The organism is Clostridium vitabionis (assembly GCF_015351765.1).
Classification (GTDB): Bacteria; Bacillota; Clostridia; order Lachnospirales; family Lachnospiraceae; genus Clostridium_R; species Clostridium_R vitabionis.
Genome location: NZ_JADKQA010000001.1, coordinates 965,086 through 978,207 on the forward strand (window position 1 = coordinate 965,086; position 13,122 = coordinate 978,207).

General features: G+C 59.9%; 9 protein-coding genes and 1 other annotated feature. All 9 genes read right to left on the reverse strand.

The genetic code is table 11. The features are described 5' to 3' along the window. Nucleotides 1-48: 48 nt before the first annotated feature. Nucleotides 49-285: a preprotein translocase subunit SecG gene (gene secG, locus ISF27_RS04220; protein ID WP_194609374.1), complete on the reverse strand. Its 237-nt coding sequence runs from the start codon at nt 283-285 to the stop codon at nt 49-51. A 130-nt stretch (nt 286-415) separates the two neighbouring features. Next, the gene (gene mnmA, locus ISF27_RS04225) at nt 416-1,510 is read right to left on the reverse strand and encodes a tRNA 2-thiouridine(34) synthase MnmA (protein WP_194609376.1); all 1,095 of its coding nucleotides are present in this window, start codon (nt 1,508-1,510) and stop codon (nt 416-418) included. 47 nt (nt 1,511-1,557) lie between these two features. Next, entirely contained in the window at nt 1,558-2,694 is a 1,137-nt protein-coding gene (locus ISF27_RS04230) for a cysteine desulfurase family protein (RefSeq protein WP_194609378.1), read from the reverse strand. Nucleotides 2,695-2,697: 3 nt separating this feature from the next. Continuing rightward, nucleotides 2,698-5,118 carry a phenylalanine--tRNA ligase subunit beta gene (gene pheT / locus ISF27_RS04235; protein ID WP_194609380.1) on the reverse strand — a complete coding sequence of 807 codons (2,421 nt, stop codon included), beginning with the start codon at nt 5,116-5,118 and terminating at the stop codon, nt 2,698-2,700. A 26-nt stretch (nt 5,119-5,144) separates the two neighbouring features. Continuing rightward, nucleotides 5,145-6,164, reverse strand: a complete 1,020-nt coding sequence (pheS, locus tag ISF27_RS04240; protein WP_194609382.1) for a phenylalanine--tRNA ligase subunit alpha — start codon at nt 6,162-6,164, stop codon at nt 5,145-5,147. A 154-nt stretch (nt 6,165-6,318) separates the two neighbouring features. After that, nucleotides 6,319-6,560: a binding site (T-box leader), on the reverse strand. Between the two features lie 113 nt (nt 6,561-6,673). After that, on the reverse strand, nt 6,674-7,147 hold the full coding sequence (locus tag ISF27_RS04245; RefSeq protein ID WP_194609384.1) for a zinc-ribbon domain-containing protein: 474 nt from the start codon (nt 7,145-7,147) through the stop codon (nt 6,674-6,676). Between the two features lie 17 nt (nt 7,148-7,164). Beyond that, on the reverse strand, nt 7,165-7,980 hold the full coding sequence (locus ISF27_RS04250) for a hypothetical protein (RefSeq protein WP_194609386.1): 816 nt from the start codon (nt 7,978-7,980) through the stop codon (nt 7,165-7,167). 131 nt (nt 7,981-8,111) lie between these two features. After that, nucleotides 8,112-9,338 carry a DUF5716 family protein gene (locus tag ISF27_RS04255; protein ID WP_194609387.1) on the reverse strand — a complete coding sequence of 409 codons (1,227 nt, stop codon included), beginning with the start codon at nt 9,336-9,338 and terminating at the stop codon, nt 8,112-8,114. A 22-nt stretch (nt 9,339-9,360) separates the two neighbouring features. Continuing rightward, nucleotides 9,361-12,897 carry a DUF5717 family protein gene (locus ISF27_RS04260; protein WP_194609389.1) on the reverse strand — a complete coding sequence of 1,179 codons (3,537 nt, stop codon included), beginning with the start codon at nt 12,895-12,897 and terminating at the stop codon, nt 9,361-9,363. Nucleotides 12,898-13,122: the final 225 nt, after the last annotated feature.

Consider the following 13,122-nt stretch of genomic DNA (forward strand, 5'->3'; position numbering starts at 1 on the left):
TAACAAAAAAGGCACCGCCGGAAATCGGAAGTGCCTTCTCATTCGTCATTACCAGAATTTCAAGTCAAGTACAAGCGCAAGTACAATCCACAAAAATGCCGCAACCTTTGTCAGCTTCTCCAGCTTTCCTTCCATACTGCGGCTCTTGTTGCGCCCCCAGTAGCTCTCAGCCATGCCGCTGATCGAGCCGGACAATCCGGCCTGCTTGCCTTCCTGGAGAAGAATTACCGCCGAAAGGAAGATGCAGATGATGACAAAAATCACCGTAATAATCGTCTTTACCACGTTCACACCTCCCAGCTAAACATGAAAAGGATACCATAGAAGCCGCGAAAGCGCAAGCAGATTTTGAAACTGTTCCGCGTCTGTCGTGCAAATCCCGGCAGAATGACTGTCTGCAGACGGTTCCGCCGGCTCAGCTCCGGCGAATCGTCCCCCCGCCGGCAACCCAGTCGTCCTCATAGAGGACAAGTGCCTGCCCCGGCGTCACCGCCCGGACCAGGCGGTCGAACACGCAGCGGATCGTGTCCCTGCCGGTTCTGGTCACCGTGCAGGGATCGCCCCGGTGGTTATAGCGGATTTTTCCGAGGAAGTGCCGGCTCTCTCCGACCGCGAGGCCGGGAATCCCCATAAAGTTCAGGTGATCCACAGTGAGTTCCCTGGACCAGACGTCGCTGTCCTCCCCGATCACGACCTCGTTAGTCTCCGGGCGAACCCCGGTCACGAAGACACGGTGCCCCATCGGAAGGTCAAGGCCGCGCCGCTGCCCCACGGTGTAGTGCGTGATTCCGCGGTGCCGCCCGAGCACCCGGCCGTCCGCCGTGACAAAATTCCCCTCCGGGACGCGGACACCGGTATCCTTCTCGATAAAGGAAGCGTAATCGCCGTCCGGGACGAAGCAGATTTCCTGGCTGTCGTGCTTGTGCGCGACCGGAAGGCCGGCATCCTCGGCAATCTTCCGCACCTCAGGCTTTGTGTACTCCCCGATGGGGAGAAGCGTGCGGGAGAGCTGTTCCTGCGTCAGGTTATAGAGCGCGTAGGTCTGGTCCTTCTCCGCGGTCCTGGAATTCTCGATCGCGAGGCGCCCATTCGGCAGCTGCCGTATCCGTGCGTAGTGGCCGGTCGCGATGTAGTCGGCGCCGATCGCCATACTCTTCTCCAGGAGGGACTCCCACTTGACATACCGGTTGCAGGCAATGCAGGGGTTCGGCGTGTCTCCGTGGAGGTACGCCTCATCGAAATAGCGGATGACCTTCTCCCGGAATTCCTTCTGGAAGTTCATCACGTAATAGGGGATATCCAGCACCGCCGCCACCCGGCGGGCGTCGTCCACCGCGGTGATCCCGCAGCAGCCGCCCTCATTTTCCAGGCGTTCCTCCGACTCGTCCTGCCAGATCTGCATTGTGACGCCGATCACCTGGTAGCCCTGCTGCTTCAAAAGATAAGCGCAGACCGAGGAATCCACGCCGCCGGACATGCCGACGACAACGGTTTTCTTCTGCTTGTCCATTCCAATCCTTTCCGTAATCCCCGGAACCCGGTTCTCCGGGAAAATGCTCACCTGCCCCGCATCCTGAGGACTTCCTCCCGGATGATCCCTGCAGCCTCACGGATTTCCTCCTCCGTGGTTTCATCGGAGAGGCTGAGGCGCACCGTGCTGCGTGCCGCCTCCTCCGGAAGGCCGATCGCGGTCAGCACATGGGACGGGCTGAGCGAGCCGCTCGCGCAGGCGGATCCGGCCGACGCCGCGATCCCCCTCTGGTCGAGGACGATAAGCAGCGCCTCGGCGGAAATGCCCGAAAAGCTCACATTGACATTTCCCGGCAGGCGCCTGACCGAAGACCCGTTGAGGGAAACCCCCGGAATCGCCAGCAGCTCATGGATCAGAAGATCGCGGAGCGCCGCTTCCCGGCCGTCGTTTCGCACAAGCCGGTTCCCGGCGAGCTCCGCAGCCTTCCCGAAACCGATAATCCCAGGCACATTTTCCGTACCCGCCCGGCGGTTGTACTCCTGGGATCCACCGTGGAGAAATGCCCGAACCGGCGTCCCGCGCCGGATAAACAGGCAGCCGACGCCCTTCGGCCCATGGAGCTTATGGGCACTCGCGGACATCATATCAACGCCAAGCTCATCCACGGCAAGCGGGATCTGCCCGAACGCCTGGACCGCGTCAGTGTGAAAGAGGACGCCCCTATCCCGGGTGATCTTTCCGATCTCCCGGATGGGCTCCAGCGTGCCGATCTCATTATTCGCCGTCATGACAGAGACAAGGATCGTGTCCGGGCTGATCGCCGCCTGAACCTCCTCCGGGCGGACGAGGCCCTCCCGGTCAACCGGGAGGTAGGTCACCCGTGCGCCGCAGGTCTTCTCGAGGTATTCGCAGGTTCTGAGGACCGCCGGATGCTCGATTTTTGTCGTGATGATGTGGTTTCCCTTATCCCGGAGCGCCAGGAAAGCGGATATCAGCGCCCAGTTGTCCGCCTCCGTCCCGCCGGAGGTGAAGAAAATCTCCCGCGGGGAGGCGCCGGCCAGGCGGGATACCCGCTCCCGTGCGGCACTGAGCGCGTTCCGGCTCTCCCTGCCTGCCCGGTACAGGGCAGAGGGATTGCCGAAATCTTCCCCGAAGAACGGAAGCATTTCCCTGAGAACCTCGGGGGAAACCCGCGTCGTCGCCGCGTTATCCAGATAAATCATGCGTCACGCTCTCAGCTTGATGTCCATGCCCTCAAGCCCGTTCAAAATCTTCTTCATGACGGTGCTGATCTCCTTCTCCTCCAGCGTGTGATCCTTTGCGCGGAAGGTCAGGCTGTAGGCCATGGACTTGTAGCCGGTGAGTACCTGGGCGCCCTCGTAGATATCGAACAGCTCGAGGGATTCCAGAAGCCTGCCGCCTCTCTGGCGAATCATCTTCTCCACCTCGCCGGCGGTGATATCCTTCTTCACCAGCATGGAGAGGTCGCGGGTGACCGCCGGGAAATTGGCGATGCCGGTGTACTTATAATCGAAGGAGGCGAATTCACAGAGTGTCGGAACATCGAGCACCGCGAGATACACCTTCGTCCCCAGGTCATAATTGTCCGCGACATCCGGATGAAGCTCGCCGAGATAGCCCAGCTTCTTTCCGCCGTAGAACACCTCCGCCTGGCGTCCCGGGTGCAGGAACGGCTTCCCCGCCTCGGCGACATACTCCGGAAGCTCCCGCATGCCGAGTCTCGCGAAGATTTCCTCCACGACACCCTTCATATTGAAGAAATCAAAATTCTCCCCGTACATTCCCAGGATCACCTGGACCCTCTCGTCCGGGAGCTCCGTGAGCGGAAGCTGCTTCGGAAGATAGATCTTGGACATCTCGTAGAGTCGCGCTTCCTTATTGCGGCGGTTATAGTTGGTGGAGAGGCTGGTCAGCATGCCGTTCAGCGGAAGTGTCCGCATGATGCTGAAGTCCTCACCAAGCGGGTTATTGATCGTGACCGTCTTCCTGAGGCTGCTGTCCGCGGGGATGAGCAGCTTGTCGAATACCTTCGGGCTCTCGAAGGAGTAGGTCATGCTCTCGGAAAATCCGCAGAACTCCGCGGTTTCCCGGCAGACATCCTGCACCCGCTTGTCGAACGGGATACGTCCGGCGGTGCGGCTGCCCGGAAGCGTCGTCGGGATATTGGCATAGCCGTAGAACCGGGCAACCTCCTCGGCGAGGTCCGCCATGTAGTGGAGATCCTGCCTCCAGCTGGGAACCACCACCTCCTGCGTCTCCTCATCGAAGCCAAGGTCAAGCTTCCGGAAGTATCCCTTCATGGTCTCCGGGGAAATGTCCGTGCCGAGCAGTGCGTTGATCTTATCGGGCTCGAATTTCACCCGGTTGCCCGCAGCCTTCACCGGATAGACATCGATCATGCCGCCGACGACCTCGCCGGCGCCCATCTCCTCCACCAGCTGGCAGGCACGGTTCACCGCCTCCTCCGCGGTATTGGGGTCAATTCCCTTCTCGTATTTTCCGGAGGCGTCGGTGCGCAGGCCCAGCTTCCGGGAAGTCAGGCGGTTGTTCGTGCCGTCAAAGCAGGCGCACTCAAACACCATCGTCTTCACATCGTCGGTGATCTTGGAATTTTCGCCGCCCATGATGCCGGCGATCCCGACTTCCTTCTCCGCGTCGTTGATCATCAGCATCGTGCTGTCCAGCGTGCGGACCTGGCCGTCGAGGGTCTGGAACTTGTCGCCGTCCTTCGCCCGCTTCACGATGATCTCATGGCCGGCAATCAGGTCGTAGTCGAAGGCGTGCATCGGCTGGCCATATTCCTCCATGATATAGTTCGTGATATCGACCAGATTGTTGATCGGGCGGATGCCGTTGGAGGCAAGCCTTCTCTGCATCCACTTCGGGCTCGGGCCGAGCTTGATGTTCTTCACCATTCTCGCGCAGTAGCGCTTGCAGAGCTTGGTGTCCTCGACAGAAACCTTGAGATAGTCGTGGATATCCTCGCCATTTCCCGTCTTCGCCACAACCGGCGGGTGGAACGGCTTGTCAAATGTCGCCGCCGCCTCCCTGGCGATCCCGAGGACGCTGTAGCAGTCCACGCGGTTTGAGGTGATCTCGTACTCGATGACCGCGTCATGAAGGCCGAGAACCTCCACAGCGTCGGCACCGACCGGTGTATCCTGCGGGAAGATATAGAGGCCGCTCACCGGGGCTTCGGGATAGAATTCCCGGCTGGAGCCCATCTCCTCGATCGAGCACATCATGCCGTAGGACTCCACGCCGCGGAGCTTGCCGGCGTTTATGCGGATGCCGTCCTCCGGCATCGGGCCGCCGTCATGGCCGCCCGCGACCTTGCCGCCGTCCAGGACGACAGCAACCTTGTCGCCGACACGCATATTGTCCGCGCCGGTCACGATCTGCAGCTTCTCTGTCCCGACGTCGACCTGGCAGATCACCAGCTTATCCGCATCCGGATGCGGGTCAATGCTGAGGATCTGGCCGACCACGATTTTTTCCAGGTTCTTGTCCAGGAGCGTGCAGGTCTCCACCTTTGTGCCCGACAGGGTCATGGCGTCACAGTATTCCTTCGGGGTGACGTCCAGATCCGGGACATAAGCCTTAATCCAGGAAAGTGATGTATTCATAATGGAAAATCTCCTTTTTTCTCTGATCAGAACTGTTTCAGGAAGCGGACGTCGTTCTCGTAGAGAAGACGCATATCGTCGATCTCATACTTGAGCAGGGCAATCCTCTCGAGGCCCACGCCGAAGGCAAAGCCGGAATACACCGACGGGTCGATCCCGCACATTTCCAGGACATGCGGATGAACCATGCCGCAGCCGAGGATCTCAATCCAGCCCTCGCCCTTGCAGAACCGGCATCCCTTGCCGCCGCACTTGAAGCAGGAGACATCGACCTCCGCGCTCGGCTCGGTGAACGGGAAATGGTGCGGCCGAAGCTTGGTCTTGGTATCCGGCCCGAACATCTGCTTCGCGAAGGTGTCCAGCGTGCCCTTGAGGTCGGCCATCGTGATGCCCTTGTCCACAACCAGCCCCTCGACCTGATGGAAGGATGGGGAGTGTGTCGCGTCCACCTCGTCAGCGCGGAACACGCGCCCCGGGGCAATCATGCGGATTGGCGGCTTCTGCTTCTCCATGACCCGGACCTGGACGCCCGAGGTCTGGCTGCGCAGGAGGATCCGGTCATTGATGTAGAAGGTGTCCTGCTCATCTCTCGCCGGATGGCCTTTCGGGATGTTCAGCCGCTCGAAGTTATACTCGTCGTACTCAACCTCGGGGCCGTCCACGACCTCGTAGCCCATGCCGGTGAAAATGCGCTCCACCTCTTTTAAGGCAACGGTGTTCGGATGGCTGTGGCCAAGAACGCCTCGCTTAGCCGGAAGGGTTACGTCGATCTTCTCCGACTTCATCTGCTGCTCCCTGGCGGCCCTCGCCAGCTTCCTCTGCGTTTCCTCCAGTGCCGCCTCGATCTCTTTTCTCGCGTCGTTGACCAGCTGGCCGACCTTCGGCCGCTCTTCCGGGGCGACATCCTTCATGCCGCGGAGAATGCCCGTCAGCTCACCCTTCTTGCCGAGGTAAGCCACCCGGATCTCATTCAGCCTGTCCAGCTTGTCCGCGCCGCCGATTTTGTTCAGCGCTTCCTCTCGGATTCTCTGCAGTTCTTCTTTCATGTTTTCTCCTTTGCTCCTTCTCCGCGGTCTCCGGATTAAGTGCTCTGCGTAAGCAACTTTGCACAGCTCGCACTAAACTCGCGCATCGCCCTCCGGGCTCGCGCCCGTTACGTGCCCTGCGCAAAAAATCCCGCCCTCCGCGGCTTTTTCTGCCACAGGGGACGGGATTTACAATCTCGTGGTGCCACCCCGGTTCCTGCCCAGAAGGACAGGCACTCGTCTTATGCGTAACGTGCACGGCGCGTCGCCGCCTACGCATCTTCGCGGAGAAGACTTCAGCAGCGCGGCTCCGGTGGGAATTTCGACACGGAAGCCTTGCCTGCGGGGGGTCTCAGCCAGTGGCCCCCGCTCTCTTTGAGGTTACTTCCGCGCTACTTGCACCTTCACAGCCTTTGTTTTTCTACTTTCGCAATTTTAACCGCCGATGACCGATTTGTCAATGCCGCGGTTTACAGCCTCAACACCGGCCGCCTTTTCCGCATAGCGCCGCCCCGGCGCCGGCTCTTTCCTCAGCGTGCCGCGCTCCCCGCCTCCGCGGTTCCACCGCCGATGATCTCCGCGCTCCCCGCCTCCGCGGTTCCGCCGCCGATGATCTCGGCAGTCTCCGCCGCCGCATCGGTCTCCGCCGCGCCCGCAGTGGCGCTGTCGTCCTTCTCCGTCCCGGCGGCCGACCGCACGATGCCGAACTTCGCGAAAACCTCGCTCATGCTCTTGTCGCCAAAGACCTTTCGGTATCCGGCATAAAAGCCGCCGAAATAGATCATAAACGCCAGAAGGACGCCGATCAGCTTGGCGATCCGGCGGAGCTGGGCCTTCCTGTGGCGGTATTCCTGCTCGGCCGCCATGGCCTCCAGCTCCTCACGGCTGATTTTTTCCACTTCCAGGGTACGGTTCGGCCCCCGCCTTGGGCGCAGCCTCGCCCCGCATTCCGGGCAGTACTCCTCCCGTGGGTCCACATCCGCTCCGCAATTCCGACAGCGCATAGGGTCACCTCATTTTCTCAAAGCATCTTCCGGTATTCCCGCTTCCAACGGGAAATCACTGCCTCCGCTCCCTCCGCGCGGCGGAGGGAATCCTTTTTCTCAAAAAGCGCGTTGACTTTTGCCACCTCCGGGCTCTTTTCCGCTTCCTGCATCGCGTCGTAGAGCTCCTTCTTCCAGGTATTTTTCCTCTCCTCGGTGATCAGGGAATCATACCTGGCCTTCATCCTGAGCTCGGGATTCAGCAGCGTCAGCTGGTAGATCCGCTTCACGGTGTCCATATCCTTGCGGAAATTGTAGGACGCATCGTAGGCATCCATCGCCTTCTCGAACCAGAAGATTCCGGCATAGGACGCGCCGATATTGTTCCAGACCGAGGCGGTGAATTCGTCGGTCAGCGACTTCACCCGCCAGTCGTTCAGGATCTTCTCGTAGTACTGCACCGCCGTGCCGTACTGCCTGAGTCCGAAGTAGTAGTCCGCCGTCTCCTTGGTAAATTCCGTTGTTGACAGCTTCCGGTAAGCCTCGATCCGCTGCCGGAACCGGTTGACCTCCTTCGGCGTATAATAGTTGCAGAAATTCAGGATGATGATCAGCAGCTCATCCTGATCTTCCCCGCTGTTCCTCCAGGACACCAGCTTTTCCGCCAGATACACTAACCCGAGCTCGTTCCGGATGAACGCGATCAGGCGGTCGTTCACGAAATTCTGCATGACCAGCAGCGGGTTGTTATAGATGACGTAGCAGAGCTCCTTGGAGGATCCCACATGAACGCCCAGCGGCTCCACATAATAGGGATGCTGCACCGGCTCTGCCACCACGGGAATCAAACTCATTCTACCACCTTTCCGGGAACCCGTCTCTCCTGCCTTCCGGGAGTTCGTCCCTCCGGGAATCCGTCTTCCCTCTTTCCGGGAACCCTTCTCCCGGCCGGAGGGATCCGCCCCGCAGGAAGCGCGGCCACGCCTCAGAGGTCGATTTCCTGCCTGAGCACCGTATCCGTCGCCGGGAAAAGCTCCCCGAAACCGAGATCGCGGATCACGGCAACCATTTTCGCCCTGGAGAGGAAGCCGATCGTCACCCGGATCCGCGTCGTCCGGTCCGGCCGTTTGGGAAATCCGGTGAGCGGCACCTTCACGGTGCGCTTCTGGCCGCCGCCAAGCGGCTCCAGGATAAATTCCACCTCCAGCGGCCCCTTGACGATGAAATCGGACGACCTCTTGGTCTCATACCAGCGGGAGCCGGCCTTCGCCAGCACCAGCCGGCTCTCCTTGTCCCTGTCCAGGATATTCACGGAGACCTCGGTGCTGAGATGCCCGTCACAGATGACATCGAAATTAAAGAACGCTTCCCTCCGCACGGCATCGGCGGCGAGAACCGCCGCCCCGTGGGCGAAGACATGGGGATCGGTGAAGACCCTCCGGCGCTCGCAGATCTTTTTCATAAAATCCGGCGCCCAGCCGGTGCCGGAATCAAATCCCCGCCCGGTCAGGATAATCGCGGAGAACAGCCGGTTTCCGAGGCACCGGTCCGCGCACGCCGTAAGAATCCGGTCGCCGACCTTGCGCCCGGCGTCATTTTCCAGGACATCCAGATGGAAGCCCTCCTCCATCTTCTCACTCTCGGCGAGGGCGTGCATCTTCGCGGTATTCCGCTGCACCCGCATCTCATAGTAGTGCAGGTTTTCATCCTCCAGGTCGAACATGCCCACCTGGTTGCTCCAGACCTGCCTCTGCTGGACCATCACGAAATAGATAAAGCTCTCCGAGTGGCCGACGATGCGGACCCGACGGCGGTCAATGCCGAGAAAATCCGCGCAGTACATCAGGCTGTCCATCAGCCTGACGTCCAGCGTCTCGAGGGAGATCACCAGGGAGGCGACCTCCTTCTTGTCCAGTGCCTTCATCGGGAGCTCCAGGCACTTTTTCAGGAACATTTCCAGAAGAGTCTGGGCTGTATAGCGGGTGCCGCTGATGGTGGCTGTCCCGTCCTTCACGACCTGGGTGAGCAGATGATCCTCCATGGCACCATCCCCCAGCAGGGCGTGCTCGTAGGCTTCCTCCGCCACATACCAGTCGTCGCTGTTCTTATTTTTGCAGATCACTGTCGGAATGACCCATGCCTTTTCCGGATCCATACAGTAGATATGGGTCCGGCTGTTGCGGAGATCGATTCCTGCCACCAAACCATCCATGAACTTGTTCCCTCTTTATTCCTCACTGCGGAGGGAATAATTTTGCCACCGCAGCTTCTTTTTTCAGATACTCGACCATGCGGTCCCAGAGATCGCAGTCATTTTTTAACTCGAGGGCGAGGCTCATCTCGTTGAGGCAGGCAAAGCGGTTGCCCGGAGCCCTTGTCCGCACTTCCCGGCAGGAGACGCTGCCGGAGCTCACGGTCTTCCGCCCGCCCCTGCCGTCATCCTCCTCGATGCGGTATTCCATGATTTCGCCCTCAAAAAGCACTTTCTCGTGAATATAGACGCCGTAATACACCTGGCGCATGACCTCGTCGTGGAATTCTTCCTCCTCCGGGAGAATGCGCACCTTGAGGTAAGGAATCCGATCCTTCGAGCCGTGGTACTCGATCATCTCCTTGTCCAGGATGTTGCCCGGGATGATGATGAACCTGGCGAGATCCTTGAAGTAGGCAAAGACCCTGCCCGCGCGGATGAGGAGGTTCACGATATTCTGGCACAGCTCCCTGCGCGGCCCGGCCAGGTCGGCGAGCGTTGAGTAATATTTGGACAGCGCAATCAGGTAAATGTCCGGAAGGCGCTCCATGTCCGGCGCGCTCTCGACCACGCGCTCCAGATAGGCGAATACCTTGTCTGTTGCGTCCCTGCCATTGAAAAAATACTCCTCGCAGCGCACCGTGAAATACGCCCGGACGACATTCTCGCTCGTCTGCCCGCCCGCCGCATATTGCTCGAAGACCACGTCCAGCCGCGCCGTGCTGCCCGTAAACAGCATCTGGGCGACCAGCCGCTCCTCGAGGTCATACATCTCCACATGATCCCGGAGCGCCGCCGTGAAGACCTGGTACATTTCCTCCGTGGTGCCGTTATAATGCTCGCAGAGGTAGTCCAGAATGACGCTGTCCGCTTTCCCTGCCCGAAGCAGCCGGAAGGCGAGATCCAGCATAAGGCTGTCCTCGGCAAAGAGGCTGTCCAGGATCACATGGGAGGCAAGCTCCGCGAGCCGGGACGGTTCGACATTCACCAGGTAATACCGGGTATACATCGCCCAGGCATCCCGGTAATCGCCCCGCGCGGCCAGGATGGCGCAGGCCGTATTCCGCTGGCGGGCGTCCATCTGGTCCTTATTCAGGTTCTGGAGGTAGAGCGCCTCCGTGTCGGAGAGCCCCTCCGCCTCCTGCTTCTTTTGATAAAACTTGAGGAGAACCTCGAGAATCTTCTCCCGGAACAGCGGGTGCAGCTTCATGGTTCTCTCCGCGAGGGCGAGCTTCCCCGCGTCGTCCCCGGTAAGCTCCTCCTTCCTTCCCGCTGCATAGCAGGCGTTCACGAGAAGCTGGGTATGCTGCGGATAGATCGCAAAGCAGGTATCGACAAGCCCGTCCACGCCGGTCATCGCCGGGGTTCTCGCGTACTTCACAGACGCGTAGCGGTTCCCGTCACTGTCCTGGAAGAGCAGGACATCCCGGTCAGAAAACAGGGGAACGTAGGCATGGCCATTTTCCAGCGGATAGGCATCCTCCTGCATCAGTTCCTCGTGGACGACAACCACATAGCGCATCTCCGGCACCCGGCATTCGATCCGGACCGCGCGGAGGATCGACGGGAGGGTCTTCGCGAGATTTTCGTCGATCTGCTCCTCATAGATCATGCTGTGGTAAATCACCGCAAGGCGGCTGTTGATCCTCCCCTTGAACAGTTCGTCCAGGGCAAACTGCTCCATCATCGGGACGAATTCCGCGTAGAGCGGCGAGTCCTTGTCACCGAAATTCAGAATATTGCTGAACAGCTTCTCCCGGCTTGCCTCATCGAGGTCGCGGGAGAGTGAAAAATAGACCAGCACCTTCTCCGGCAGAAGCCCGCGGTAGCCCTTCGGCAGCGCATACAGGTAGTATTCATACAGCCTGGTCAGGCTGATCCCGGCACTGATCCCCCGTTCATACCAGGAGAAATACCTGCTCTCCCGCTTTCCGCCGCGGATGAGCAGCGCCAGGACTGCCGTCAGGATGTCCTCCTCCCGGTATTTCTCATAGAGCGCCATGAGGACGCGGGTCGCGACAGGCTGATACCTGCGCATGCCCCCGAAAACCTCCGCGGCGCGCAGGGCGAGGCTCCGGCTCACCTGCGCCTTCCTCACCCCGTAATTCAGGGTCAGGATCTCAAAAAGGCCGGCGTTCCGAAGCCGTTCGGGATCCAGCTCGAAGCTCCCGAGCGCCGCCCGGTAGAGGAACGGGCTGCGTAAGCCGCGCTGGAAAAGCTCCTCCAGATAGGTGAGGCTGATTCGCCCGAGCTCAGTCCCGAGCCAGACATCTTCGTCCCCGGTGCCGCCCGCCTCCCCGGTGCTTCCCTTTTCCCCGGGGACAGAGACATCAGGCGCCGAGGCGGCGAGAAGTGCCGCCATCCGGTCTCCGGCACGGTCCCACCTGTCCCCGCCAAAGCCGTGACTTTCCAGCCATTTTACCCGGTCTTCCTCGGGAAGATGGCCGCCGAGGACGTCCTTATCGATCGTGAGGAACTCGTCAAGCTCCGGGGACATTCCGTTCCTGCGCATTTTCTCCAGATCCCTGGCCATCTTTCCGGTGGTGTGGATGTCCACCGGCGCCCCGGCTGCCACACCCACGCGGCTCATCATATAGTCCGAGAGCTGTTTCTGGAAGGCACGGATTTTCGGGTCTGCCCCGCTGCCGGCGATGACCTCGATCGGGATCACCGTCTCGAGCAGCGTGGAATGGATCCGGATGGCACCGCAGTTTTTCCCGGTATGCAGCTGCTCCGGGAGAATAACAAAAGGCAGGCGGAGAGCGTCATCGGAAAAGTCCGCCTGGGTCAGATTTTTTCTCGGGAGGTAGAGGAAATCGCCGTCCGCCTCAACATCCAGGGAGACATATCCCCAGGAATCCCGGCGGATGACAATGCTGTCCTCCGTGCGCTCCGCAAGGTCATGGTATACCTTCTTCGCAGAATCCGTCATCAGGCGGATCGGCTTCTTCACGCCGAGGGCGATCAGAAATTCTTCCATAAAATTCTGGCGGCTGCCGTGGCTGTTCCGGAGGCCGTCATAGAGGGCGCGCACATGGAGATCCTGCATAAAGGGCGCCCGCACGAAATCCTCATAATCCAGCAGGCGCAGCGCCGTCTCCTGGTCCTTCGCCGCCACCTGGAAGAAGTCCTGCGCGGTCTTTAAGCTGGCAATCTTCTCCCCCGGCGCGCCGGAATCCACGGTGAATTCATAGGGGATCTCAACCTCCCCGCAGTTGGTCACCAGATGAAAGCTGCCCTCGATGCGGCTGCCCGGTTCAAGCCAGGAAGTATCCACCTCGTAGGGAATGTGGCACCGGAGGCCGCCGAAGGAATTGTTGTCCTTAGAGACCTTCACCCTGGGATTGGAGGAATAGACAAAACCCTTCACGTTCATCCGGTTTCTGCTGCTGACAAAAATCTCCCGCGCGGAAACAGAGCCGGCGCGCGCCGTCTCCTCCACCATCTCGGGCTGCCAGCTCATCTCCGGCTTCTCGTAATCGATAATCCCCCTTGCCAGGCGATTGATGCGTTCCTTCATATCTCTCTGCCACCTTGCCCTGTTCGCCCCGGCGCGCCGGAACTTCTTCCCGGCTGCCGGATGGTCACGTACTTACCGCCCGCGCCCAAAAAAGGGCGCAAACGGACATTCTTTGATATCATAGCATAAATAGCGGCAAATTACACTAGCGAATGTCTTCTTGATTTGAACTTTCAATGTTGCTAGAATGAAACTGTTCCGCACAGATCGGAATTCCTCTGCCGG